Here is a 23,439-nt window from a genome sequence, read left to right on the forward strand (position 1 = left end):
AGGCGCCACGGGCGCCGCGGAAGTCGACGGCAGATTCACCTCGTACAAGGGGTTGCCACCGTTTGGGAGCTGTCTCTAGGGTGCGGCATCAACGAAGCTTTCTGGATCAACTCCGAAACTTTCGGTCCTGAGGACGGTGTAGTGGACACGCCGTCCCGTACCCAAGGAGTACAAAATGGGCGACCCGGCACTGTCCCGCCGCGGCTTCCTGGCGGCGTCCGCCGCGACCGGTCTGGGCATGACCGCACTGAGCGGCTGCGGTGGCGACTCGGACGGTGGGTCGTCCGACGGAACGACCACGATCGAGTGGTGGAACATCTCCACCACCGAACCGGCCCACACCGTCTGGGCGGGCCTCGCCAAGAAGTTCGAGGCCCAGAACCCCAAGGTCAAGGTAAAGATCGTTCAGATGGAGAACGACGCCTACAAGTCGAAGATGACGGCGCTGATCGCCTCCGGGAAGCTCCCCGACATCTTCCACACCTGGGGCGGCGGCGTCCTCAAGCAGCAGGTCGACGCGGGCCTCGTCGAGGACCTCACCGGCAAGACCAAGCCGTGGGCCGACGACCTGCTGAAGGTCTCCAAGGAGGCCTATCTGATCGACGACAAGGTCTACGGCATACCGTTCGACATCGGCATGATCGGCTTCTGGTACAACAAGGCGCTCTTCAAGCAGGCCGGCATCACCGAACCCCCCACCACCTGGGGAGCGTTCCTCGAAGCCGTCAGCAAGCTGAAGTCGAAGAACATCACGCCCATCGCCCTCGCCGGCAAGGAGAAGTGGCCGGGCATGTACTACTGGGCGTACCTCGCGATGCGCACCGCCGGCGCCAGTGCCCTGCAGAAGGCCTACGACGCCAAGGACTTCACCGGCGCCGAGTTCGTCCAGGCGGGCGCCCACCTCAAGACCCTCGTCGACCTCCAGCCGTTCCAGAAGGGCTTCCTCAACGCCGCGTACTCCACCCCGACCGGTCAGGCGGCCAGCGTCGGCAACGGCAAGGCGGCCATGGAGCTCATGGGCCAGTGGGCGCCGCAGGTCGAGGCCGACGCGGGCAAGGGACTCGGGAAGGACCTCGGCTTCTTCCCGTTCCCGGCGGTCGAGGGCGGCAAGGGCGCCATCACCGAGGTGTTCGGCGGTGGCGGCGGGCACGCGCTGCGCCGGGGTGCGCCGCAGGCGGCCGTCGACTTCCTGAAGTTCTTCGCCTCCGAGGCCACCGACCTGGAGCTGGTCAAGAAGACCGGCACCCTCCCGGTGGTCCCGGGCGCGGAGAGCGCCATCTCCGACGCCAACCTCAAGGCCGTACAGGCCCAGTTGAACGGGGCCACCGGCTTCCAGCTCTACCTCGACCAGGCCTACGCCCCCGCCGTCGGCCAGGAGGTCAACGACAGCGTGGCCGCGCTCATCGCGGGCTCCAAGTCCCCCGAGCAGGTCGCCCAGTCGATCACGAAGGTCACGAAGGAAGAGCAGTAGCAGCCGATGACCTCCACGTTCCTCGCAGACAAGCGGAGCGGTCCCGGCACCGACGTCCCGCCCCCGGACAAGCTCAGGGCCCGGGGGCGGGCCCGGCGGCGCACGCTCAACTGGCTCACCGCGATGGGCTTCCAGCTGCCCGCGCTGGTCCTGTTCACCGGGCTCGTGCTGCTGCCGATGCTGTTCGCGCTGTACGCCGCCTTCTTCCGCTGGGGCGGCTTCGGGATGCCCGAGGACTACATCGGTGTCGACAACTTCACCGACCTCTTCGACAACCCGGTGTTCCTGGGCGACCTGTGGCGCTGCCTCGTCCTGGTGCTGCTCACGCTCGCGCTGCAACTGCCCTTCGCGCTCGCGATGGCGGTCCTGCTCAACCAGCGGCTGCGCGGCCGGGCCGTCTACCGGATGCTGTTCTTCGCGCCCTACGTCCTGTCCGAGGCCATCACCGGCGTGCTCTTCAGCATGGTGTTCGCACCGGACGACGGTCTCGCCGACCATCTCCTCGGCGCCATCGGCCTCGACAGCCTCGGCGGCGAGTGGTTCGCCGACCCGTCCTGGGTCATGGCGACCCTGTTCATCGTCATGACCTGGAAGTACTTCGGCTTCCACATGATGCTCTACCTGGCCGGACTCCAGTCCGTGCCGAGGGAGTTGACGGAGGCGGCGCTCATCGACGGCGCCAACGCGTGGCAGCGCTTCCGCAGCGTCACCCTGCCGCTGCTCATGCCCACCATCCGCATCAGCGTCTTCCTGGCCGTGATCGGCTCGATCCAGCTCTTCGACCTGGTGTGGGTGATCACGCAGGGCGGACCGGACCACCACTCCGAGACCATGGCCGTGACCATGTTCCAGTACGGCTTCAAGCGCTACCAGGTGGGCTACGCCAGCGCGATCAGCGTGGTCATGTTCGGCATCTGCCTCGTCTTCGCCCTCGCCTACCAGCGGTTCGTGCTCCGCCGCGACCTCGAAGGGGCCACCACCACGATGAGGGGGGCCGGCACATGAGCCTCAGGACCGAGGCACCGGGCCGCAGGAGCGACGGAACGAGCCGCAGGAGCAGAACCGCACGCACGCTGCCGCTGCACGTCATCCTGCTCGCCGTCGGCGCCGTCATGGTCGTACCCCTGGTGTATGCCGTGCTGTCCGGCTTCAAATCCACGGACGAGCTCTCCAGCAACCCGTTCGGGCTGCCGGAGCACTGGCTGGCGAGCAACTACACCGACATCCTGGGCTCGGGCGACTTCTGGAAGCTGCTCGGCAACAGCACGCTGATCGCGATCGCCACGACGGTGATCGTCGTCGCGGTGTCGGCGCTGGCCGCGTTCTCCTTCGCGCGGTTCGCGTTCCGGGGGCGGGAGGTGCTGTTCACCTTCTTCACGATGGGGCTGATGTTCCCCTTCGCGGTGGCCGCGCTGCCGCTCTTCCTGCTGCTGCGCTATCTCGGGCTGCTGGACAACCCGTTGGGCGTGATCCTGCCGCAGGCCGCGTTCGGGCTGCCGATGACCATCATCATCCTGCGGGCCTTCTTCCGGGAGATCCCGGGGGAGTTGGAGGAGGCGGCCACCCTCGACGGGTGCAGCTCCTTCGGGTTCATGTGGCGGGTGCTGCTGCCGATGGCCCGGCCGGCACTCGGCACGGTCTCGGTGCTCGCGGTCGTCACCAGCTGGAACAACTTCATGCTGCCGCTGCTGGTGTTCACCGACAACACCTGGTGGACGCTGCCCATCGGCGTCCAGCAGTTCCAGGGCCAGTACTCCGCCGACTACGCCCGGGTCTTCGCCTATCTCGTCCTCGCGATGGTTCCGGCCCTCGCCTTCTACTCGGTCGCCGAGCGGCAGCTCGTCGGCGGCCTCACCGCCGGAGCCACCAAGGGCTGACGGCGGCAGTACGGCCCCCACCCCCGCACGTGAGGAGTCGCACCACCATGCTCAAGAACCGCCTCAGACTCGTCGGCGCCGTGGCCGCGGTCCTGGTCGCCAGCGGAATGGCGGCGCCCGCCCAGGCGCACGACAAGCAGCCCACGCTCGCCGACCTGGCCCAGCGCCACGGCCGCTACTTCGGCAGCGCCACCGACAACCCCGAACTCGTCGACGAGCCCTACAAGGCGCTCCTCGGCAGCGAGTTCGACCAGATCACGCCCGGCAACGGCATGAAGTGGTACGCCACCGAGCCCCAGCAGGGCGTCTTCGACTGGACCAACGGCGACGAGATCGTGAACCTCGCCCGCGCCCACCACCAGAAGGTGCGCGGCCACACCCTCGTCTGGCACAGCCAGCTGCCCGACTGGGTGACCTCCAGGGAGTGGACGGCGACCGAGCTGCGGGCCGTGCTGAAGAAGCACATCCAGACCGAGGTACGGCACTACCGCGGCAAGGTCTTCGCCTGGGACGTCGTCAACGAGGCCTTCAACGAGGACGGCACCTACCGCGAGACGGTCTTCTACAAGACCCTCGGCCCCGGCTACATCGCCGACGCCCTGCGCTGGGCCCGGCAGGCCGACCCGAAGGTCAAGCTCTACCTCAACGACTACAACATCGAGACGGTCGGCGCGAAGAGCGACGCCTACTACAACCTCGCCAAGGAGCTGAAGGCCAAGGGCGTTCCGCTCGACGGCATCGGCCTTCAGGCCCACCTGGCGCTCCAGTACGGCTATCCCACCTCGCTGGAGGACAACCTCCGCCGGTTCGCCAAGCTGGGCCTCGACACGGCGCTCACCGAGGTCGACATCCGGATGATCCTGCCGGCGACCGAGGAGAAGCTCGCCCAACAGGCTCAGTGGTACGCCGATCTGACCGACGCCTGCCTCGCGGTGCGCCGGTGCGTGGGCATCACGATCTGGGACTACACCGACAAGTACAGCTGGATCCCGGCGTTCTTCGAGGGCCAGGGCGCCGCCCTGCCGTACGACGAGCAACTCCGGCCGAAGCCCGCGTACTTCGCGATCAGGGACGCGCTGAAGTAGCGCGCGCCCTCACGAGACACCCGGCGGCTGGGCACGGAGGGGAGTCCGCCGGGGTGCGGCCCGGCCCGGCGGTGTGTCCCACCGCCGGGCCGGTGTCGTGTCGTCAGCCGGGATGAGGTGCCGTGCTCGCGCGGATCACCAGCTCCGTGCCCAGCTCCACCCTGGGGGAGTCCGGTTGTTCGTCGCGGGCCAGTCTGAGCACCGTGCGGACGGCCAACTTGCCCATGTCCGCCAGTGGTTGACGGATTGTGGTGAGGGGCGGGGCGGACCAGCGGACTTCCGGAAGGTCGTCGAAACCGACCAGGCTCATGTCCTCCGGCACCCTGAGCCCGCGGCGGCGCAGCGCCTCGATCGCGCCGAGCGCCATCTGGTCGCTGGCCGCGAAGATCGCGGTGGGCGGCTCGGGCAGGTCGAGGAGGGCGTTGCAGCCGTCGAAGCCGGACTCGGGGTGGAAGTCGCCGGGGACGACGAGGGAGTCGTCGACGCCGAGCCCCGCACCCTCCAGCGCGGCCCGGTAGCCGTCGAACCGCGCCCGGGAGCAGAGCAGCCGGGGCGGGCCCGCGATCAGGGCGATCCTGCGGTGGCCCAGCGAGAGCAGATGCTCGGTGGCCGCCATGCCGCCCGACCAGTTGGCGGCGCCGATGGTGGGGGCGTCCAGCGCGGGGGAGCCCGCCGGGTCGACGACCACCAGCGGCACGCCGAGGATGCGCAACTCCTCGTGCAGCACGGGCTCCAGGAACGAGGTCACGAGGATGACGCCGTCGGAGGCACGGGCCCGCAGGTTGCGCATCCACTCGCGGGCGTCGCCGGAGCGGCCGTGGATCGCCGAGACCACGGTGCCGACGCCGGCCGCGTGCGCCACCTCCTCGACCCCGCGGATGATCTCCACCGCCCAGGGGCTGTCGAGGTCGTTGAAGACCAGGTCGAGCAGGGCGGCGCCGGTGCCCGAGGCCGTGGGGCGCTTGCGGTAGCCGTACTGCTGGAGCAGTTGCTCGACCCGCGCCCGGGTCTTGGGCGACACGTCGGAACGTCCGTTCACGACCCGGGACACCGTCGGCACCGAGACACCCGCCTGTCGGGCGATCTCGGTGATCGTGATCCGGCTCCCGGGCTCGGCCGGCCCCTCGGTGCCGACCTCGTGTGTTGCCAACTCCCCACCTCCGTGGACGGATCCACTGACGGATCGAAACTTCCAGGAGTCTTCCGGAAAACGGGCACGGATGGGAAGGGGTGCAGGGGGCCGATCGTCAGGATGAGCGCATTCCGCATGCGGGGCTACGGGGAGTGAGCGCCTCCGGACATGCGTCGGGGCCGGTTCGCAGCGTGTGTCTGCGGGCCGGCCCCACTGTTCTCCGGGCGTGCGCCGGCCGCCCGGGCGGTACGTCAGGCGGCGGTCATCACCTTGTCGGTGCCCAGCGGGCGGTGCGGGGCGATGATCTGGCCGTCGGGCAGGAGCTCGCCGGTGTCCTCGAAGAGCAGAACCCCGTTGCACAGCAGGCTCCAGCCCTGCTCCGGGTGGTGCGCCGCGAGGCGGGCGGATTCCCGGTCGGCGGAGTCGGCGGTCGGACACGGCGGCTGGTGCTGGCACATGGGTGGGATCTTTCGCTTTGTCGTGGTTTTCATCGTTGCCCCCGTTGTGATAAGTCGGTCGGAACCAGTGTTGCCCCACGGGCGTCAATCCGCAGGGATTTGGCAGCACCGCTACTCACAGGTTCAGGACGCGTCACCCGGGCGGACGGTTCATCCCAACTGCACTGTCCCTTCGGGTGGTTCGCGATGGCCGGATGGGGCTAGTCCGGACGGGTGCGGGCAGGAAAAAGGCTCGTACGAGCTGTGATTCGCTCGTACGAGCCGATGTCTTCGGTGTCCCCGATGTCGTGGGCGTCAGGCGGGCTGGCTCAGCAGGGGTGCCGGTGCCGGTGTCACCCGGTGGGTCAGCATCGGGAGGAGTTCGGCGACGCGGTTCGGCCGGTGGGCGGCGATACCGGGTGGCGCGGGCGCGAGCGGGACGAGCAGATCGGTGGCGGCGGGGTGGCCGCCGGCGCCGTCGGCGGTGCAGTCGCCGTGCAGCCAGAGCGTGAGCATGTACAGGCCGGGGACCGACAACAGGCGTGGCTGGTAGGGCTGTTGCATGGTCTCGGCCTGGCGCAGCGCGCGCTCGGTGGAGGTGATGTAGGGGCCTTCGAAGAAGTGTGAGAAGGCCCAGCCGTCGGGGGTCAGCCGGGTCTCGGCCGCGGCCACGGCGCGGTCGCCGCACCGGATCAGGAAGCGCCACCCGGCCAGCCGGGTGGCGGCGGCGCCCTCGGCGGTGATCTCGTCGAGTACGTGGACGGGCAGCGGGAGTTCGGGCGTGGCGGGCCCCTGGGCGTTACGCAGGGACGGTGTTCGGGCCTCGCGGACAGCGGTGGGCGAACCGAGCGCGGTGAGGACGGAGCGAAGTGCGGGCGCGGGGGCCGGGGGTACATGCAGCGGCATGGTGGGTCGCCTCTCATTCGACAGGCACAGTGGCGCGAGGGCGTGGGCGGACGGCGCTGTCAGCTCGCGGGGTCAGAGAGGCGGGGGCCGGGTCGTGCATACGCTTGAGGGGGGTAAGGCCTGCCGTACGGGACCTTGACGGCAGGATCGTTCGACCGGGGCGCCCGCCTTCTGCCTCGCTCGCGGAGTTTATACGACACGTGTTCAGACGATGTTTCGTCTAGCCGTTTCCGGGAGGTTCGGCAAGGGTCCATTCGGTCGGCGATACGTGGGAATCATCCCGATTCTGGATCCGCCGTACGGCGATGACCTCGAAGAATGCCGGAGAACTGGACGGCCAATTGTCGTCGGCGTTTTTCACGAGATGTTCAGGGCACTCGAAACTGCACAGTGCCGCATGCCCGGTGAATGTGCCGCCGGTCACTTGCGCCAGAGTAGCGGTTGCCGGGTCCGCGCGGGACGTTATCGATCGGCTCCACTGGGCATCATCCCACCTGACCCGGGACGCCCGGCGGCCGATGTACGGCACGCCCATCCGAGGAGGGATGCTTCGATGGGGGAGAAGGTCGTGGCAGGTCGGTTCGATCTGTCCGATCGCCAGCACTACCGCGGCAAGCTCCGGCAGTGTCTGGCGGGCTTGGAGCGGCTGCTGGAGGAGAAGCGGTTCGACCGGCCGAAGAACCTCATGGGGCTGGAGATCGAACTGAATCTCACCGGCGCCGACGGCATGCCGAAAATGCTGAATGCGCAGGTACTCGAACGCATCGCGAGCCGCGATTTCCAAACAGAACTCGCCATGTTCAACCTGGAAGTCAACATAGCTCCACATCAGTTGGGAGGGCGTGTATTCGACCGGCTCGCCGAGGAAATACGCACCTCGCTGGCCTATGCGGACCGAAAGGCGGGAGAGCTCGACGCGGGGATCGTGATGATCGGCATTCTGCCGACGCTCGACCGGGACGACCTGGTCTCGTCCAACCTCTCCGACGTCGACCGCTACACCCTGCTCAACGACCAGATCGTGGCCGCCCGCGGCGAGGACTTCACCCTGGACATCGACGGGGTGGAACGCCTGAGCTGTACCTCGAAGTCGATAGCGCCGGAGGCTGCCTGCACCTCCGTGCAACTGCACCTCCAGGTCACCCCGGGGCGTTTCGCCGACGTGTGGAACGCCGCGCAGGCCGTCACCGCCGCGCAGATCGCCGTCGGCGCCAACTCGCCGTTCCTGTTCGGGAAGGAGCTGTGGAGCGAGTCCCGGCCCCCGCTGTTCCAGCAGTCCACCGACACCCGCCCGCCCGAACTCCAGGCGCAGGGGGTGCGGCCGCGCACCTGGTTCGGGGAGCGGTGGATCTCCTCGGCGTACGACCTCTTCGAGGAGAACCTGCGCTACTACCCGGCGCTGCTGCCGATCTGCGACGACGAGGACCCGCTGCGGGTGCTGGACGAGGGCGGGGTGCCGAGTCTCGCCGAACTCGTCCTGCACAACGGCACGGTGTATCGCTGGAACCGGCCGGTGTACGGCATCGCCGACGGCGTCCCGCATCTGCGCGTGGAGAACCGCGTGCTCCCGGCCGGGCCCACCGTCACCGACGTCATCGCCAACGCCGCGTTCTACTACGGTGTCGTCCGCGCCCTCGCCGAGGAGTCGCGGCCCGTGTGGACCCGGTTGCCCTTCGAGTCGGCCGCCGCCAACTTCGACGCGGCCTGCAAGTACGGGATCGACGCCCGCTTCGAATGGCCGCGGCGCGGACGCCTTGGCGGGCTGACCCAGGTCGACGCCGTCACTCTCGTACGCGACGAGCTGCTGCCGTTGGCCGAGGCCGGGCTCGACGGGTGGGGCGTGGAACCCGCCGACCGGGACTTCTACCTCGGTGTCATCGACGAACGCTGCCGACGCCGTGCCAACGGGGCGACCTGGCAGTCCGCGACCTTCCACCGGGCGCTGGAGAAGGGGCTGAGCCGCGACGCCGCGTTCGCCGCGCTGACGCGGAGGTACTGCGAGCTGATGCACGTCGGCGACCCGGTGCACATGTGGCCGGTGGGGTTGCCGGAGCCGGTGCCGCTGGGGTGAGGGCGCGGAGGGGAGAGGACGGAGGACGTGGGCCCGGTGGGCACCGCCGGGCGGGGCCGGGGTGGCTGAGCGCCGTTGCGGCGGGCGGAGATAACCGGCATGAAGAGGGGCGGGCGGGTACGGGGGCGCTATAGGCGGGAGGGCGCGGGAGGGATAGGCGGGAGGTGCGGGAGGGATAGGCGGGAGGGCGGCATAGGCGGGAGGCGAGGTGTGGGGTGGCAGGCGTAGATGTGCCTGCGTCGACTGCCAGTCCGCGCTCAGACTGCGCCAGCCGCCAGCCGCCAGCCGCCAGCCGCCAGCCGCCAGCCGCCAGCCGCCAGCCGGGTTCAGCCCCGTCGCTGCCTTCCGCGCTCTGCCCGCGCGGGCTGTCCGTTGTGTTCAGCGCGCGCCGCTGTCTTCTGCGTTCAGCGCGCGCCGCTGAACGCCGCGTTCAGTCCGCGCCGGCTGTCGTGCGAGTCGGCTGCCGCTGCTGTCCTCCGAACTCAACCCTCTCGCCGCTGAACGCCGCGTTCAGCCCGCGCCCGTTGTCGTGCGAGTCGGCTCCCGCTGCTGTCTCTGCGCTCACCCCCTCGCCGCTGTCCTTCGCGTTCAGTCCGCGCTCGCTATCGTGCGAGTCGGCCCCCGCCGCTGCCCGCCGCACTCATCCCCCCGCTGCTCTCCTCCTCGTTCATCCCCCCCGCTGCTCTCCTTTCCGTTCCTCCCCCCCCGCTGCTCTCCTCCGCGTTCAACCCCCGACGCCCTCCTCCGCCCCCGCCGCCACGATCGCCTTGAGGATCACCTCATGGATCTGGGACGGGTCGGAGACCTCCTGGGCGGAGCCGCCTGTCGCGGTGGCTATCTGGGTGGCTTCCGTGCGGTCCGCGTCGGGGCCTACGGCGATCATGATGAGGGGGACGGGGCGGTCGGGCTCGGTGAGTTGGCGGAGGCGGTTGACGAGGGCGCCGCGGGAGATGCTGCCGGGGTCCTGGTTGACCCCGTCGGTCAGGACGACCAACGCGTTGAACTTGCCCTTGGCGTAGGAGGAGACGGCCGCTTTGTAGGCGGCGAGGGTGGTGTCGTAGAGGCCGGTCGCGCCGTTCGGGACGGGGGCGAGGCCGCTGAACGCCGCTGTCAGGCGGTCGCGCTGGGTGCCGTTGCCCTGGGTCGAGCCGAGACGCTCGGTCGGCACCAGGACGCGGTAGTCCTTGTCGCCGTCGAGCTTGGTGGAGAAGTCCCACAGGCCGATCTCGTCGTCCGGCGTGAACGTGGCGAGGGCCTGGAGGAGGGACGCCTTGGTGACGTCCATGCGGGACTGGGCCGTGCCCGCGACCGGCTCGGACATCGAGGAGGACGCGTCCACGACCGTGGTGATCCGAGCGCTCTGCACCGTGATGGTCCAGGTGCCGAGCGCCTCCTCGAGCGCCGCCTTGGAGGCCGGCCGTACGGCGGGCTTAGCGTAGGGCTGCGGCTTGCTGCCGCCCGCCCGCGTGACGACCGACTGCGCCACCTCGTCGTCGGAGGTGCGGAAGCCGTACTTGTGGAACAGCTTCTGCTGCTCGGGCTTGCGCAGATAGTTCACGAACCGCAGCGCCGCCCGGCTCTCGTCCGTGCTCAGCACCGCCTGGTCGACCAGGGTGTAGGGGAAGTCGAGCCGCGGTGAGCCGTCCTTCGGATAGAAGAGGTCGAGCCCCTCGCCCCCGGCGGAGGCGTTGTACGCGAACGCGGCCTGCTCGCTGAGGACCAGCGCCTGGTTGCGCTTCGGGTTGCCCTGTTCGGTGCCGGAGGCGTCGCGCGGGAGGGTGTCCAGGACCTGGGTGTCGCTGTCGGACGTGCGCTGTGACAGGGTCTTCATCATGGCCGCCGCCTGGGTGTCGCCGCCCTCGATCGCCCCCGCGGCGGCGCTCAGCCGGGTCAGCGCGAGCAGGCCGGTCGCGCTGCGCGCGGGGTCGGCCGCGCCGAGCCTGAGGCCGTCGTCCCGCATGGTGGCACCGGCGAGTTCGATCCAGCTGTACGTCTTCTTCGGCCACCCCAGCGACTTCGCGGCCCGCGGCACCATTGCCACCCCCACGGGCGAGGACGCGAAGTTGCCGACCGGCGTCACCTCCGTCGCCGCCCTGTCCGCCCCGACCCGCTCGACCCAGACCTCCGAGTCCGGCACCCATATCTGCACATCGGTCTTCCGGCCCCTGAGCAGTGTGTCCGCGACCGTGTGGGAGTCCTGGGCGCTGACGGTGACGTCCACGCAGCGGCCGTCGGAGGTGAGGCTGTGGTCACGGGCCCGCTCCGCCGCCGCGCGCAGGGCCGGGACCACGTCGGGAGAGGCGGCGACCTTCAGCCGTACCGCGTTGTCCTGGCAGGAGGAGCCGAAGGAGAGCAGTCCGCTGCGGACGGCCGCCGCCGCGCCGCCGGCGATGGTCAGGACGAGTACGGTCGCGATGGCCACCGAGCGGCGCCGGGCGCGTGGACGGGGGTCGCTGCCGCCCGCCCCATACTGATCGGGCAAGCTGTGACGTCCCATGACGGTGGTGCCCCTCCCTGTCGGACCTGCTGCCGGTCGCCGGCCGGTATGGCGGTCGAAGGGGGAGGAACGCCCCGTACGGTGTCCGTCCCCCAACGGCCTGTCGCGCACGATCGTCGTAAGTTCTCACGATCTTCGTAAGTTCTTTCGAGGACCCTAGCGGGGCCACGAAGGGGATGAGACGGGATTACTGAATTGGAGTCAGGTGTGCAGGCAGAGGCGGGTGCGGTGGCTGATTCTTTTCCGCCGGAGCGGTCCTCACGACGGATCCTCCGGGACGAGACCCTGCTCGTTCTGGGGCTTTCGCTCGGTGCGAGCGGTGTGTCCGCCCTGATCAGCTTTGTCGGATCGGTCACGAAACCTGGCGGCCTCAAGGACCAGGCGGCCACCCTCAACGCCTCGGCCGCACCCGGCCGTCCCTGGCTCGATCTCGCCTGGCAGCTCTTCGGGATCGCCTCGTCACTCGTGCCCGTCGCCCTGGTCGCGCATCTGCTGCTGCGGGAGGGGAGCAGCCTGCGCGTCCTCGGCTTCGACCGCACCAAGCCCTGGTTCGACCTGGCGCGGGGCGCGGGGATCGCCGCGGTGATCGGCAGTACCGGAATCGCCTTCTACCTGGCCGCACGCGGCCTGGGCTTCAATCTCACCGTCGTGCCCGAGGCGCTGCCCGAGGTGTGGTGGAAGTACCCGGTGCTGGTGCTGTCCGCGCTGCAGAACGCGATCCTCGAAGAGGTCATCGTCGTCGGCTATCTGCTGCGCCGGCTCGGCCAGTTGGGCTGGACGCCGGGGACCGCGCTGGTGGCCAGTTCCGTACTGCGCGGGTCGTACCACCTCTACCAGGGCATCGGCGGGTTCATCGGCAACATGGCGATGGGCGTGGTGTTCGTCTACCTCTACCGCCGATGGGGCCGCGTGGGGCCCCTGGTGGTGGCGCATTCGCTGCTCGACATCGGGGCGTTCGTCGGGTACGCACTGCTGGCCGGCAAGGTGGGCTGGCTGCCGACCGCGTGAGCCGGCGCCGGCCCTGCCGGGGGCGTCAGACGAGCAGCTCACCCTCGATCGTGGTGACCGCGCGGCCCGTGAGGAGGGTGCGGTCACCGCGGAGTTCGGTGCGGACCCGGCCCGAGCGCGGGGAGGCCTGGAGGCCGGTCAGTTCGGTGCGGCCCAGACGTCCGGCCCAGAAGGGGGCCAGCGCGGTGTGGGCGCTGCCGGTGACCGGGTCCTCGTCGATGCCGTAGTTCGGGAAGAAGCAGCGGGAGACGAAGTCGTAGCCCCGGGCCGGGTCCTCGGCGCGGGCGGTCGCGATGATGCCTCGCTCGGAGAAGGCGCCGAGGGCCTTGTGGTCGGGGTCGAGGGCGTGGACGGTCTTCTCGTCGGCGAGTTCGAGGACCAGGTCGCCGACGTTCGGACCGGTGTCGAACGCGGAGAGCGGCTCGGTGCCCAGCGCCGCCGCGACTCCGTCCGGGACCTCGGTCCGGGTGAGCGGCGCGGTGGGGAAGTCCAGGGTGATCGAACCGTCCTCGCCCGGTGTCGCGATGAGCACGCCGCTGCGGGTGGCGAACCGCACCGGGCCCTCGTGCGCGCCGGTCGTGCGCAGCACGTGCGCCGTGGCCAGCGTGGCATGGCCGCACATGTTGACCTCGGCGGCCGGAGTGAACCAGCGCAGCGCCCAGTCGGCGTCGCCGCCCTCGGGAAGGGGGTGGGCGAAGGCCGTTTCGGCGTGGTTGACCTCGACGGCCACGTTCTGGAGCCGCTCGTCGTCCGGGAAGGAGTCGAGGAGCAGCACGCCGGCGGGGTTGCCGGCGAAGGGGCGGTCGGTGAAGGCGTCGACGATTCGGATACGCATGCGCCCGACGCTAAGCGCGAGTGGCCCACCGGGCCAAGGCCAATTCGGGGCCACTGGACCCATTTCCCTCCCGGCTTTCCTCCCGGTCTCCCTCCCGGAGCGCTGTCTGGACGCGTCGCCGCGGCGGTGCGACCGTCGTCAACGCGTCACCTATCCGCGACAGTCCAGGAGGCCGCCATGTCCCAGCCGTCCGTTCTCCAAGCCCTGCTGGCCGGGCTGCGGGGCGGTGCGATCGAGGTCGTCGATCTCACGTCGCCGCTGTCCTCGGACACCCCGGTGATCCAGCTGCCCGAGCCGTTCGGGCAGACGCAGGTGTTCGAGCTGGAGGAGATCAGCCGGTACGACGACCGCGGCCCGGCCTGGTACTGGAACAACTTCCGCACGGGCGAGCACACCGGCACCCACTTCGACGCCCCCAACCACTGGGTCACCGGCAAGGACCTCACCGACGTGGCCTCGGTGCCGGTGAGCCGGCTGATCGCGCCCGCGGCCGTGCTGGACTTCTCCGCCGAGGCGGCAGGGGATCCCGACTTCCTGGTCGAGGTGGACCACATCAAGGCGTGGGAGGCCGCGAACGGTCCGCTGCCCGACGGCGGCTGGCTGCTGCTGCGCACCGGCTGGGACGCCAGGTCCCAGTCCCAGCGGGACTTCCTGAACGCCGACGAGAACGGCCCTCACACCCCGGGCCTGTCGCCCGAGTGCGCCCGCTGGGTTGCCGAGGAGTCCCCGGTGATCGGCCTCGGCACCGAGACGGTGGGCACCGACGCCGGCGCGGCACACTCCTTCGACCCCGTCTTCCCCTGCCACTCGTACCTCATGGGCAACGACAAGTACGGGCTGACGCAGCTCCAGAACCTCGGTGGGCTGCCCGCCACCGGCGCCGTGGTCGTCGCGGGCCCGCTGCCGATCGTCCGGGGTTCGGGCTCGCCGGCCCGGGTCATCGCCCTGGTGGAGCGCTCATGAAGGTCGCCGAGGCGGTCGGCCGGGCCCTGACCGGGGCCGGTGTGCGGCAGGTGTTCGGCGTGGTCGGCTCCGGCAACTTCCATGTCACCAACGCGATGACCGCGGCCGGTGCCCGCTTCGTCGCCGCCCGCCACGAGGGCGGAGCGGCCACCATGGCCGACGCCTACGCCCGGGTCAGCGGCACGGTCGCCGCCCTCAGCGTCCATCAGGGGCCCGGCCTGACCAACGCCCTGACGGGTGTCGCCGAGGCCGCGAAGAGCCGCACCCCGCTGCTCGTCCTGGCCGCCGAGGCCACCCGGCCGACCTCCAACTTCCACGTCGACCAGGAGGCGTTGGCGCGGGCGGTGGGCGCGGTCACGGAACGCGTGACGTCCCCGGCGTCGGCGGTCGAACAGGCCTGCGGCGCCGTACGACGCGCCCTGCACGAGCGCCGTACCGTCGTCCTCAACCTTCCCCTGGACGTGCAGGACCTGGACGTCCCCGACATGGCCGCCCTCGCCGTCGTACCGCCCCCGGCGCGGACCCCCGTGGAACCGGCCGCGGCCGAGGTGGCGGCGCTGGTCGCGGCCCTCGCCCGGTCCCGCCGCCCCGTGTTCGTGGCGGGCCGCGGTGCCAGGGCGGCCGGCGAGGCCCTGACCGCGCTCGCCGACCACCACGGTGCCCTGCTCGCCACCTCCGCCGTCGCCCACGGCCTGTTCCACGGCGATCCCTGGTCGCTCGGCATCTCCGGAGGCTTCGCCACGCCCCTGGCCGCCGAGCTGATCCAGGACGCCGACCTGATCGTGGCCTGGGGCTGTGCCCTCACCATGTGGACCACGCGGCACGGCCGAATGATCGGGCCCGACACCACCGTCGTCCAGGTCGACGACGACGCCTCCGCGCTCGGCGCGCACCGTGAGATCCACCTGGGCGTCACGGGTGACGTCGCCCGCACGGCACGACAGGCGCTGGCCGCGGGCGGCGAACGACGCGAGGGCCGGCGCACCGAGGACGTCGCGCATGCCCTCCGCGCCCGCGGCCGGTGGCGGGACATCCCCTACGACGACGAGAGCACCCGGGACCGTATCGACCCGCGCACCCTGAGCGCCGCCCTCGACGCCATCCTCCCGGCCGAGCGGGTCGTGGGCGTCGACTCCGGCAACTTCATGGGCTATCCGAGCGCCCATCTCTCGGTGCCCGACGAGGAGGGCTTCTGCTTCACCCAGGCCTTCCAGTCGATCGGCCTGGGCCTCGCGACGACGATCGGCGCGGCCCTGGCCCGGCCGGACCGGTTGCCGGTGGCGGCGCTCGGGGACGGCGGGGCGCTGATGGGAGTGGCCGAGCTGGACACCGTACGCCGGCTCGGGCTGCCCATGGTCGTGATCGTCTACGACGACGAGGCCTATGGCGCCGAGGTCCACCACTTCGGCCCCGACGGCTTCCCCCTCGACACGGTCACCTTCCCGCCCACCGACCTCGCCGCCGTCGCCCGCGGTCATGGCTTCGAGGCGGTGACCGTACGAGGCCGCGCCGACCTCAAGGCGGTGGAGGACTGGGTGGCGGGGCCCCGCCTGGCACCGCTGCTGGTGGACGCCAAGGTCACGAAGGAGCACGGGGCCTGGTGGCTGGAGGAGGCGTTCCGGGGGCACTGAGCGGGAGCACGGCGCGCGGGGTTCGGCTCGGGTCGGCTCCATGGGCCTTGCCATGCGAACAGTTCCGATATATCGTTGACGCATCGCGACAGATCAACGATGGATGGAGTGATGGCGATGCGTTCCCATGGATTCGAACGTGGACACGGTGGACCCGGCCCCCGAGGCGGCCGAGGCGGTTTCGACGGTCGGCGTGGTGCCTTCGGGCCCTTCGGGCCGGGTGGCCCCGGCGGCCCCGGCTTCGGTGGACCGGGCTTCGGTCCGGGCCCCTGGGGGCCACGAGGGCGCGGCGGACCGAGGGGGAGGGCGCGGCGCGGCGACGTACGCGCGTCGATCCTCGCCCTGCTCAGGGACCGGCCGATGCACGGGTACGAGATGATCCAGGAGATCGCCGAGCGCAGCGGCGGGGCGTGGAAGCCCAGCCCCGGCTCGGTGTACCCCACCCTTCAGCTGCTGGAGGACGAGGGCCTGATCGCCAGCGAGAGCGAGGGCGGCAAGAAGCTGTTCTCGCTCACCGAGGCGGGCCGCACCGCGGCCGAGGAGGGCCCCGACGCGCCCTGGGAGGAAGCCTCCCGTGGTGTGGACTTCGAAGCGCTGGGTGAGATCCGCCAGGCCGGCTTCGGTCTGATGGAGGCCTTCGGGCAGGTCTGGAAGACCGGCAGCAAGGAGCAGCGCGAGAAGGCGGTCGGCGTCATCAACGACGCCCGCAAGAAGCTGTACCTGATCCTCGCCGAAGAGGACTGACGGCCGTACGGCCACACCGAGGCGCCCCGCGGAACATCCGCGGGGCGCCTCGGTGTGCGTCCGCTCCCGGTCAGGCGACCAGACCCGCCAGCTTCCGCAGTGACTCGTTCAGCGCGGCCGTCGCCGAGTCCTTCAGCTTGCCCGCCATCAGGGACACCGCCGCGCCCGTGAACTCGCTGTCGATGCGGACCGTGGTCGCGTCGCCGTCGGGGACGAGCGTGTAGCGGTTGACCAGGCTCACCGCCATCGGGCCCTTGCCCTTGGTGGCGAACACCCGGGCCGGCTCCAGCTCGTCGATGGTCCACTCGACCTCGGCCGGGAAACCCATCAGCTTCATGTTCTCCTGGTAGGTCCCGCCCACTTCGAGGCTCTTCGGGCCGCCCTCGGGGAAGCTGGTGTGGGTGGCGTTCCACTCGCCGTACGACGACCAGTCCGTGAGCCGGCTCCACACCTTCTCGGCCGGCGCCTCGATCCGTGCCTCCGCGCTGACTTCGGCCATGCGACCACCCCTTCGTCTCCGGCTACGGTGTCGCGGAACGTAGCCGCAGGGCCGCGAACATTCAATGCTGATGAACCGTCAGGAAATATGGAGACGGGCCGAGCCGGCGGCCGGTCAGGCCACCAGGCGTATCACCGCCGCGTCGAACACGTCCCACGCCCGCGGGAACGTGCTCTCGTCGTGGCAGTGCCAGGCGTCCCAGAACAGGTCGGCGAGCAGCGCGTCCTCCGGGGCGTACACCCGGTACACGTACTGCATCCCGTCGACGGCCGGCAGAGCCACCAGCCAGCAGCTGCTCTCCATGTACCTGTGAGACGAGCGAGCCGGTACGGGTGGTTGCGTACGGGCGTGAATCAAGGCGGCGCGCGCCCGTCGTGAGGAATCGGCCAGATCTCATCCGTAAGGACGAGATTTCGGCCGTGCGGGTCCACTCTCCGCCGGACGCGAAGATGGTTCCCGCCGGGGATGCCCCGGTCCGGCGGGACTGATGGGGTAGGGGATGTGCAACCCCGTATTCCCCGGCAGTCGGTGAGCGAGCCGGGAGGCCATCGCGCGGACCACGATGCCCGGCTCGGCGAGGAGCTGGCAGCGGTGGTCTCCGGCGCGCGCCGACGGGCGCTCCGCGACGGGGACCGGCAGATCGACACGGCCCATCTGCTGCACTCCCTCCTGGAGTACGACGCCGAGGTGCGGGCCGTCTTCGAGGGCGGACCGCGGCTCGCCCGGCTGCTCGCCTATCTCGTGCAGCGCAGTATCGGCTACGGGCTGCGCTGGCAGGGCAGCGTCGAGGACTCCGGCGCGGTGCCCGTGGTGACCCAGGCGGAGGGCTTCTCGCCGCTGGCCGCGGGCGCGATGGAGTTCGCCGAGGAGCGCGCCGCCGACCGCGGCGCCGACCGGGCGGGCGGCATCGACCTGCTCGCGGCCGTCGTCGCCGACCCCGAGGCGCGCGCCGTCGAGGTGCTGACCCGCGCCGGGATCGACGCGGGCGCGTTGCTGGCCCGGATCGACAGCCGGCCTTGGGACGGCGGCCTGCCGGACAGCCGTACGGCGTCCAGCCGCTGAGACAGGTGTCATCGGGGGTGACGCTCATGTCATGGCCTGTCATCATGTGCCGGTGCAGACGATTGACAGCAGTGGCGGCAACCGCGGACGGGGTGTCGGGCTCGGCCTCGCCCTCGCGTCGGCGGTCGCCTTCGGAGGTTCCGGTGTCGCGGCCAAGCCGCTGATCGAGGCGGGGCTCGACCCGCTTCACGTGGTGTGGCTGCGAGTGGCCGGCGCGGCCCTTGTGATGCTGCCGCTCGCCGTGCGCCACCGGGCCCTGCTGCGCCGTCGCCCCGCGCTGCTCGCCGGGTTCGGACTGCTCGGCGTGGCCGGGGTCCAGGCCTTCTACTTCGCCTCCATCTCCCGGATCCCGGTCGGTGTCGCGCTGCTCGTCGAGTACCTCGCACCCGCCCTCGTCCTCGGCTGGGTGCGGTTCGTGCAGCGCCGGCCGGTCACCCGGGCCGCCGCGCTCGGTGTGGTCCTCGCGGTCGGCGGGCTGGCGTGCGTGGTCGAGGTCTGGTCGGGGCTGAGCTTCGACGCGGTGGGCCTGCTCCTCGCGCTCGGCGCGGCCTGCTGCCAGGTCGGCTACTTCGTCCTGTCCGACCAGGGCAGCGACTCCGGCGCCGACGCCCCCGACCCGCTGGGGGTCATCGCGTACGGCCTCCTCGTCGGCGCCCTCGTGCTCACCGCCGTGGCCCGCCCCTGGACCATGGACTGGTCCGTGCTCGGTGGCACCGCCGACATGAACGGCACCTCGGTCGCCGCCGCCCTGCTGCTGTCCTGGATCGTCCTGATCGCGACCGTGCTCGCGTACATCACCGGCGTGGTCTCCGTACGACGCCTCTCGCCCCAGGTCGCCGGAGTCGTCGCCTGCCTGGAAGCGGTCATCGCGACCGTCCTCGCCTGGATCCTGCTCGGCGAGCACCTCTCCGCCCCGCAGATCATCGGCGGCGCGGTCGTCCTGGCCGGCGCCTTCATCGCCCAGTCCTCGGCCCCCGCGAAGGGCTCCCCGGAACCGGTGGCGAGCGGCGGCCCGGAAAGGGAGTTGTCGGATCGCTCGGCCGCTGCCTAGTCTGCCGATCATGCATACGCACCGCGTCATCGCGCCGCCCGCCGTCTGAGGCGGGCCCTGCCGAAGCCACGCCCGGCCCCGTGCCGGGTGGAACGGTGCTGCCCGCGGACGAAGTCCATGGATCCCGCTCGGTCGGGGTCCGCACTTCTCCAAGTCTGCGGAGACGACACGTGTCGAATGCTGTTTCCGGCCTGCCCGTCGGGCGAGGCCTGCTCTGTCTGATCGTCGCCGGTGCCGCCTGGGGCACCGCGGGCGCGGTCGCCACACTGGCCTACGGGGTCAGCGATCTGGGGCCCGTCGCCCTGTCCTTCTGGCGCTGCGCGTCCGGGCTCGTCCTGCTGGCCGCCGTACGGCTGCTGCGTCCCCAGGCCCGCACCGCACCGCGCGAACCGCTCGGCCGCAAGGCGCTGCGGGCGGCGGCCACCGGCCTCGGGCTCGCCGTGTTCCAGACCGGCTACTTCGCCGCCGTCCAGATCACCGGGCTCGCCGTGGCCACGGTGGTCTCGCTCGGCGCGGGGCCTGTCTTCGTCGCCGTCGGCGCCCGGCTGACCCTGGGGGAGCGGCTCGGGCGCGGTGGCGTGACGGCCGTCGCCGGGGCACTCGCCGGGCTCGGGGTGCTGACGCTCTGGGACGACGGTTCCGCGGTACGCCCCTGGGGCGTGCTGCTCGGGCTGGGGTCGGCGGCCGGGGGCTGCGCGATGACCCTGCTCACCCGGCGCTGGGGCCGGGACGGCGGAGCGGACGCGGCCGGTACGTCCGTCGGGGTGTTCGCCGTCACCAGCGCGCTGCTGCTGCCGTTCGCGCTGGCCGAGGGCCTGGTCCCGCACACCGCCCGCCCCGGCCTGCTGCTCTGGCTGCTGGCCTACCTCGCCACCGTGCCGACGGCCCTCGCCTACACCCTCTACTTCGCGGGTGCCGCGGCCGTACGGTCGGCGACCGTGTCCGTGATCATGCTCCTGGAGCCGGTCGGCGCGGCCGTGCTGGCCGTGGTCCTGTTCGGCGAGCGGCTGACGGCGCCGACCCTCCTCGGCACCCTGCTGATGCTGGGGTCGGTCACGGGTCTCGCGATGGCGGAGACCCGTGCGGGGCGGCGCGGCGAGCCCGTACCGGTGTAGGAGCGTCAGCTGACGCGGCGGCGCCGGATGTGCTCACGCGCCGCCGCGTCCCGCGGTCCGGAGCGCTCGGCCAGATGTTCGGCGATCGAGTCCTGGACCTCCTCGGTCCGTCTGCCGCCGAACTTGAACTTCGCGCGTACGCCCGTGACGTCGAGCCGGACACCGCGCAGGCCGGACAGCAGCCGGTCGAACGGCGCCTCGCCGACGGCGACTTCCGCGGTACCGCCCTTCGGCTGGAAGTGCCCGACCTGGCGGTTGAGCAGCGCTGCCTTCTCGGCCGGGTCGTCCACCACATGGGCCCGGCAACGGAGTTGGACGGCCGCGTAGAAGCTGGTCGGCGTGCCGTGCTCGGACGGGATGTCCACACCGGCCTGCCAGGGGCCGGGCACGTACACATAGTCGTCGACCACGCTCAGTACGACGTCGGGGTTCGACAGCAACGCCGCCCACATCGGGTGGGGGCGGGCCAGGTGCGTGAGCACCTCGCCGCGGTCGGCGTCGTAGGTGAAGTGCAGCGGTTGGGCGTACGGCGGCTCGCCGTCCAGTCCGTTGACCACCAGCGTGCCGAAGTCATGGACGGCGAGCCACTGGTGCCACTCGGCATCCGCGCGGGGTGCGTCCCACGGGTGGATCAGCATCACAGGGTCGTCAGGTAGTCGGGCAGGACGGTGTCGGGGGCCAGGTCGGGGTCGCCGATCGGGGTGTCGTAGCCCTTGCGCAGCGGGACGACTCCGGCCCAGTGGGGGAGGGCGAGGTCCTCGGGCTCGTCGTTGACGCCGCCGGTGCGCAGCTTGGCCGAGACCTCGTCGAGGTCGAGGCGGATGACGGCGGTGGCGGCCAGTTCCTTCTTGTTGGCGGGCCGCGAGTCCTTGGAACGGCCCGCCACGACGTGGTCGACGAGCGCGTCCAGGGCGAGGCGCTTCTCCTCCGGGTCCGTCACGTCGTACGCCGTGCCGTGCACCACCACGGACCGGTAGTTGATGGAGTGGTGGAAGGCCGAGCGGGCCAGGATCAGCGCGTCGACGTGGGTGACCGTCAGGCACACCGGCAGACCGGGGTCGGCCTGGCCGGTCATCCGCAGCGGGCGGGAGCCGGTGGAGCCGTGCACATAGAGGCGCTCGCCGACCCGGGCGTACAGCGTCGGCAGCACGACCGGCGCGCCGTCGCGGACGAAGCCGAGGTGGCAGACGTAGGCCTCGTCGAGTATCGCGTGCACGACCTCCTTGTCGTACGCGGCACGGTCCGCGGAGCGGGTGGGCACCGTGCGGTCGGTCGCCGGGTAGGCGGCGGTCGGTGGTGTCGTCGGCTGCGTGGTCCCCTGCATGGCGGTCTCCGTAATGAAAGGTGCGGCGAGTTGCGAGACTGTTTGCACTAGTGCATAATCTGCTTTGTGCTAGGAGAATACCGGATCGAAGGACGTGGCGCAGCCGAGATCGCGGCGAGCGTCGAGCGCGCGGTGGGTGCCGGTGAGCTGGAGCCGGGCCAACTTCTGCCGCCCATGCGGGAGTTGGCGGGCGAACTGGGCGTGAACCCGAACACGGTCGCGGCGGCGTACCGCATCCTGCGCGAGCGTGGGGTGATCGAGACCTCGGGGCGCCGGGGCAGCCGGGTGCGGCCCAAGCCGGCCACGACCGGGCGCGAGTCGATCCGGGTGGAGGTGCCGGCCGGCGTCCGGGACGTGGCGAGCGGCAACCCGGACCGGGAGCTGCTGCCGAGCCTGGCGGGCGTGTTCGCGGCGGCGGCCGAGCGGAACGACCGGGAGCCGGTGATGTACGGGGAGGCGGCGGTGGAGCCGGAGTTGGCACGCCGCGCGCGGGCCGCGCTGGACGCCGACGGTGTGCCCGGCGGGCCCCTGGAGGTCGCCTCGGGCTCGCTCGACGTGATCGAGCGTGTCCTGGCGGCTCACCTGAAAGCGGGTGACACGGTCGCCGTCGAGGACCCCGGGTGGGGCAGCCTGCTGGATCTGATCCCGGCCGTCGGACTGCGTACGGCCCCTGTCGGTGTGGACGACGAGGGGCCGCTCCCGGACGGCGTCCGCGCGGCCCTGCGGTCGGGGGCGCGCGCCCTGATCGTCACCGACCGGGCGCAGAACCCGACCGGCGCCGCCGTGACGGCCGCACGCGCGCGTGCCCTGCGTGCCGTGCTGAGGGAACACCCGGAGACCCTGCTCATCGAGGACGACCACGGCCACGGCATCGTCGACCTGCCCCTGCACGCGCTGGCCGGCGCCACCCGCAGCTGGGCCTTCGTCCGCTCGGCCGCCAAGGCCTACGGCCCCGACCTGCGGCTCGCCGTCTTCACGGGTGACCCCGTCACGGTCGACCGGGTACGCGGCCGGCAGAGTCTCGGCCCGGGCTGGGTCAGCAGGATCACGCAGCGGGCGGTGGCCCGGCTGTGGGCCGAGGGTGCGGTCGACCCGAAGACGGTGGCGGCGGCCTACGCGGCCCGCCGGGACGCCCTGATCGCCGAACTGGCCCGGCGCGGCGTCCCCGCGCACGGCCGCAGCGGCCTCAACGTCTGGATCCCCGTCCCCGACGAGACGGGCGCGGTGGCCCGCCTCCTCCACGCCGGCTGGGCGGTGGCACCGGGCGCCCGCTTCCGCCTGGACGCCGCCCCCGGCATCCGCGTCACGATCGCCACGCTGACCGAGCCGGAGACGGCACCCCTGGCCGAGGCGATCGCGGCGGCGGTGGGGCCTGGGCCGGGGCGGGGTTATGTGTGACGACGTTGGCTGAGGTGGGGTGTCGCCGCCGGCCGGGACGAGGATGTGCGGGGCGGGACCGGCCGAGGTGAGGGCACGCGGAGCGGATCGGCCGGGGCGGGGGCACGCGGGGCGGATCGGCCGGGGCGGGGTGTAGGTGGCGTCGCCGGCCGGGGCGCGAGTGTTCGCCGTGGGCCGACCGGGCGCGGCGGTGTCCCTCGCGCCGTCGACCGGGGTGGGGGTGCGGCCTGCCTGGTCGGTGGGGTCGAAGGTACGGGCAGGGTGGTTGGTCGGGCCGGGGGTGGGGTCGGTTCGGTTGGTCGGCCTGGGGTGTGGGTCGTGTGGCCGGCTTGG

23 protein-coding genes are annotated in these 23,439 nt (G+C 71.4%); 13 read left to right on the top strand and 10 right to left on the bottom strand.

The genetic code is table 11. The features are described 5' to 3' along the window. Window positions 1–175 precede the first annotated feature (175 nt). The 4 genes from ACIHIX_RS26460 to ACIHIX_RS26475 all read left to right on the top strand — a co-directional run bounded on the left by ACIHIX_RS26460 (window position 176) and on the right by ACIHIX_RS26475 (window position 4,433). Window positions 176–1,471, top strand: a complete 1,296-nt coding sequence (locus ACIHIX_RS26460) for an extracellular solute-binding protein (protein ID WP_399960258.1) — start codon at window positions 176–178, stop codon at window positions 1,469–1,471. Window positions 1,472–1,477: 6 nt separating this feature from the next. Further along, on the top strand, window positions 1,478–2,476 hold the full coding sequence (locus tag ACIHIX_RS26465; protein WP_399960260.1) for a carbohydrate ABC transporter permease: 999 nt from the start codon (window positions 1,478–1,480) through the stop codon (window positions 2,474–2,476). Between the two features lie 107 nt (window positions 2,477–2,583). After that, entirely contained in the window at window positions 2,584–3,348 is a 765-nt protein-coding gene (locus ACIHIX_RS26470) for a carbohydrate ABC transporter permease (protein ID WP_399960835.1), read from the top strand. A 47-nt stretch (window positions 3,349–3,395) separates the two neighbouring features. Next, complete coding sequence (locus ACIHIX_RS26475) at window positions 3,396–4,433, top strand: endo-1,4-beta-xylanase (protein ID WP_399960262.1); 1,038 nt, start codon at window positions 3,396–3,398, stop codon at window positions 4,431–4,433. A gap of 103 nt (window positions 4,434–4,536) precedes the next feature. Here the strand turns inward: ACIHIX_RS26475 and ACIHIX_RS26480 are convergent, their stop codons facing one another. The 4 genes from ACIHIX_RS26480 to ACIHIX_RS26495 all read right to left on the bottom strand — a co-directional run bounded on the left by ACIHIX_RS26480 (window position 4,537) and on the right by ACIHIX_RS26495 (window position 7,332). Further along, window positions 4,537–5,583 carry a LacI family DNA-binding transcriptional regulator gene (locus ACIHIX_RS26480; RefSeq protein WP_399960264.1) on the bottom strand — a complete coding sequence of 349 codons (1,047 nt, stop codon included), beginning with the start codon at window positions 5,581–5,583 and terminating at the stop codon, window positions 4,537–4,539. Window positions 5,584–5,816: 233 nt separating this feature from the next. After that, the gene (locus ACIHIX_RS26485; RefSeq protein WP_329341539.1) at window positions 5,817–6,023 is read right to left on the bottom strand and encodes a DUF5999 family protein; all 207 of its coding nucleotides are present in this window, start codon (window positions 6,021–6,023) and stop codon (window positions 5,817–5,819) included. Window positions 6,024–6,317: 294 nt separating this feature from the next. After that, window positions 6,318–6,908: a hypothetical protein gene (locus ACIHIX_RS26490; RefSeq protein WP_399960266.1), complete on the bottom strand. Its 591-nt coding sequence runs from the start codon at window positions 6,906–6,908 to the stop codon at window positions 6,318–6,320. A gap of 220 nt (window positions 6,909–7,128) precedes the next feature. Further along, window positions 7,129–7,332 carry a hypothetical protein gene (locus ACIHIX_RS26495; RefSeq protein WP_399960268.1) on the bottom strand — a complete coding sequence of 68 codons (204 nt, stop codon included), beginning with the start codon at window positions 7,330–7,332 and terminating at the stop codon, window positions 7,129–7,131. A gap of 129 nt (window positions 7,333–7,461) precedes the next feature. On the opposite strand from ACIHIX_RS26495, the gene ACIHIX_RS26500 reads away from it, so the two are divergent. After that, on the top strand, window positions 7,462–8,979 hold the full coding sequence (locus ACIHIX_RS26500; RefSeq protein ID WP_399960270.1) for a glutamate-cysteine ligase family protein: 1,518 nt from the start codon (window positions 7,462–7,464) through the stop codon (window positions 8,977–8,979). A gap of 724 nt (window positions 8,980–9,703) precedes the next feature. Here the strand turns inward: ACIHIX_RS26500 and ACIHIX_RS26505 are convergent. Further along, on the bottom strand, window positions 9,704–11,476 hold the full coding sequence (locus tag ACIHIX_RS26505) for a substrate-binding and VWA domain-containing protein (protein WP_399960272.1): 1,773 nt from the start codon (window positions 11,474–11,476) through the stop codon (window positions 9,704–9,706). 207 nt (window positions 11,477–11,683) lie between these two features. Here ACIHIX_RS26505 and ACIHIX_RS26510 point away from each other — a divergent pair, with 207 nt between their 5' ends. Further along, window positions 11,684–12,484, top strand: coding sequence for a CPBP family intramembrane glutamic endopeptidase (locus ACIHIX_RS26510; RefSeq protein ID WP_399960274.1), 801 nt, complete (start codon window positions 11,684–11,686; stop codon window positions 12,482–12,484). Window positions 12,485–12,509: 25 nt separating this feature from the next. Here ACIHIX_RS26510 and ACIHIX_RS26515 read toward each other — a convergent pair whose 3' ends face one another. After that, entirely contained in the window at window positions 12,510–13,319 is an 810-nt protein-coding gene (locus tag ACIHIX_RS26515) for a PhzF family phenazine biosynthesis protein (protein WP_399960276.1), read from the bottom strand. Between the two features lie 177 nt (window positions 13,320–13,496). On the opposite strand from ACIHIX_RS26515, the gene ACIHIX_RS26520 reads away from it, so the two are divergent. From ACIHIX_RS26520 to ACIHIX_RS26530, 3 genes are all read left to right on the top strand, one after another. Beyond that, window positions 13,497–14,282 (top strand): cyclase family protein, encoded by a 786-nt coding sequence (locus ACIHIX_RS26520; RefSeq protein WP_399960277.1) that lies wholly within the window; start codon window positions 13,497–13,499, stop codon window positions 14,280–14,282. Then, window positions 14,279–15,913 (top strand): thiamine pyrophosphate-binding protein, encoded by a 1,635-nt coding sequence (locus ACIHIX_RS26525; RefSeq protein ID WP_399960279.1) that lies wholly within the window; start codon window positions 14,279–14,281, stop codon window positions 15,911–15,913. Before ACIHIX_RS26520 ends, ACIHIX_RS26525 begins: the two co-directional genes overlap by 4 nt. Window positions 15,914–16,030: 117 nt before the next feature. After that, window positions 16,031–16,657 carry a PadR family transcriptional regulator gene (locus ACIHIX_RS26530; RefSeq protein ID WP_399960281.1) on the top strand — a complete coding sequence of 209 codons (627 nt, stop codon included), beginning with the start codon at window positions 16,031–16,033 and terminating at the stop codon, window positions 16,655–16,657. 70 nt (window positions 16,658–16,727) lie between these two features. Here ACIHIX_RS26530 and ACIHIX_RS26535 read toward each other — a convergent pair whose 3' ends face one another. Beyond that, window positions 16,728–17,156, bottom strand: coding sequence for an SRPBCC family protein (locus tag ACIHIX_RS26535; RefSeq protein ID WP_329341553.1), 429 nt, complete (start codon window positions 17,154–17,156; stop codon window positions 16,728–16,730). A gap of 114 nt (window positions 17,157–17,270) precedes the next feature. Beyond that, window positions 17,271–17,459 carry a hypothetical protein gene (locus tag ACIHIX_RS26540; protein ID WP_399960283.1) on the bottom strand — a complete coding sequence of 63 codons (189 nt, stop codon included), beginning with the start codon at window positions 17,457–17,459 and terminating at the stop codon, window positions 17,271–17,273. 198 nt (window positions 17,460–17,657) lie between these two features. Here ACIHIX_RS26540 and ACIHIX_RS26545 point away from each other — a divergent pair, with 198 nt between their 5' ends. From ACIHIX_RS26545 to ACIHIX_RS26555, 3 genes are all read left to right on the top strand, one after another. Next, the gene (locus tag ACIHIX_RS26545) at window positions 17,658–18,218 is read left to right on the top strand and encodes a Clp protease N-terminal domain-containing protein (protein ID WP_399960284.1); all 561 of its coding nucleotides are present in this window, start codon (window positions 17,658–17,660) and stop codon (window positions 18,216–18,218) included. Between the two features lie 46 nt (window positions 18,219–18,264). Then, window positions 18,265–19,269, top strand: coding sequence for an EamA family transporter (locus ACIHIX_RS26550; protein WP_399960836.1), 1,005 nt, complete (start codon window positions 18,265–18,267; stop codon window positions 19,267–19,269). A 170-nt stretch (window positions 19,270–19,439) separates the two neighbouring features. Beyond that, window positions 19,440–20,384: a DMT family transporter gene (locus tag ACIHIX_RS26555; RefSeq protein WP_399960285.1), complete on the top strand. Its 945-nt coding sequence runs from the start codon at window positions 19,440–19,442 to the stop codon at window positions 20,382–20,384. A gap of 5 nt (window positions 20,385–20,389) precedes the next feature. On the opposite strand, the gene ACIHIX_RS26560 is transcribed toward ACIHIX_RS26555, so the two are convergent. Continuing rightward, window positions 20,390–21,022, bottom strand: a complete 633-nt coding sequence (locus ACIHIX_RS26560; protein WP_399960287.1) for an FMN-binding negative transcriptional regulator — start codon at window positions 21,020–21,022, stop codon at window positions 20,390–20,392. Continuing rightward, window positions 21,022–21,708, bottom strand: coding sequence for a pyridoxamine 5'-phosphate oxidase family protein (locus tag ACIHIX_RS26565; RefSeq protein ID WP_399960289.1), 687 nt, complete (start codon window positions 21,706–21,708; stop codon window positions 21,022–21,024). Before ACIHIX_RS26565 ends, ACIHIX_RS26560 begins: the two co-directional genes overlap by 1 nt. Before the next feature lie 66 nt (window positions 21,709–21,774). Here ACIHIX_RS26565 and ACIHIX_RS26570 point away from each other — a divergent pair, with 66 nt between their 5' ends. Further along, window positions 21,775–23,106 carry an aminotransferase class I/II-fold pyridoxal phosphate-dependent enzyme gene (locus ACIHIX_RS26570; RefSeq protein ID WP_399960291.1) on the top strand — a complete coding sequence of 444 codons (1,332 nt, stop codon included), beginning with the start codon at window positions 21,775–21,777 and terminating at the stop codon, window positions 23,104–23,106. Window positions 23,107–23,439 lie beyond the last annotated feature (333 nt).

It is taken from the genome of Streptomyces sp. NPDC051913 (assembly GCF_044593635.1).
Lineage (GTDB): Bacteria > Actinomycetota > Actinomycetes > Streptomycetales > Streptomycetaceae > Streptomyces.

Excerpts from the sequence above, each read along its gene's own strand:
- ACIHIX_RS26460 (WP_399960258.1), top strand. The coding sequence starts at position 176 with ATGGGCGACCCGGCACTGTCCCGCCGCGGCTTCCTGGCGGCGTCCGCC.
- ACIHIX_RS26465 (WP_399960260.1), top strand. The coding sequence starts at position 1,478 with ATGACCTCCACGTTCCTCGCAGACAAGCGGAGCGGTCCCGGCACCGAC.
- ACIHIX_RS26470 (WP_399960835.1), top strand. The coding sequence starts at position 2,584 with ATGGTCGTACCCCTGGTGTATGCCGTGCTGTCCGGCTTCAAATCCACG.
- ACIHIX_RS26475 (WP_399960262.1), top strand. The coding sequence starts at position 3,396 with ATGCTCAAGAACCGCCTCAGACTCGTCGGCGCCGTGGCCGCGGTCCTG.
- ACIHIX_RS26485 (WP_329341539.1), bottom strand. The coding sequence starts at position 6,023 with ATGTGCCAGCACCAGCCGCCGTGTCCGACCGCCGACTCCGCCGACCGG.
- ACIHIX_RS26490 (WP_399960266.1), bottom strand. The coding sequence starts at position 6,908 with ATGCCGCTGCATGTACCCCCGGCCCCCGCGCCCGCACTTCGCTCCGTC.
- ACIHIX_RS26500 (WP_399960270.1), top strand. The coding sequence starts at position 7,462 with ATGGGGGAGAAGGTCGTGGCAGGTCGGTTCGATCTGTCCGATCGCCAG.
- ACIHIX_RS26505 (WP_399960272.1), bottom strand. The coding sequence starts at position 11,476 with ATGGGACGTCACAGCTTGCCCGATCAGTATGGGGCGGGCGGCAGCGAC.
- ACIHIX_RS26515 (WP_399960276.1), bottom strand. The coding sequence starts at position 13,319 with ATGCGTATCCGAATCGTCGACGCCTTCACCGACCGCCCCTTCGCCGGC.
- ACIHIX_RS26520 (WP_399960277.1), top strand. The coding sequence starts at position 13,497 with ATGTCCCAGCCGTCCGTTCTCCAAGCCCTGCTGGCCGGGCTGCGGGGC.
- ACIHIX_RS26525 (WP_399960279.1), top strand. The coding sequence starts at position 14,279 with ATGAAGGTCGCCGAGGCGGTCGGCCGGGCCCTGACCGGGGCCGGTGTG.
- ACIHIX_RS26530 (WP_399960281.1), top strand. The coding sequence starts at position 16,031 with ATGCGTTCCCATGGATTCGAACGTGGACACGGTGGACCCGGCCCCCGA.
- ACIHIX_RS26535 (WP_329341553.1), bottom strand. The coding sequence starts at position 17,156 with ATGGCCGAAGTCAGCGCGGAGGCACGGATCGAGGCGCCGGCCGAGAAG.
- ACIHIX_RS26540 (WP_399960283.1), bottom strand. The coding sequence starts at position 17,459 with ATGGAGAGCAGCTGCTGGCTGGTGGCTCTGCCGGCCGTCGACGGGATG.
- ACIHIX_RS26560 (WP_399960287.1), bottom strand. The coding sequence starts at position 21,022 with ATGCTGATCCACCCGTGGGACGCACCCCGCGCGGATGCCGAGTGGCAC.
- ACIHIX_RS26565 (WP_399960289.1), bottom strand. The coding sequence starts at position 21,708 with ATGCAGGGGACCACGCAGCCGACGACACCACCGACCGCCGCCTACCCG.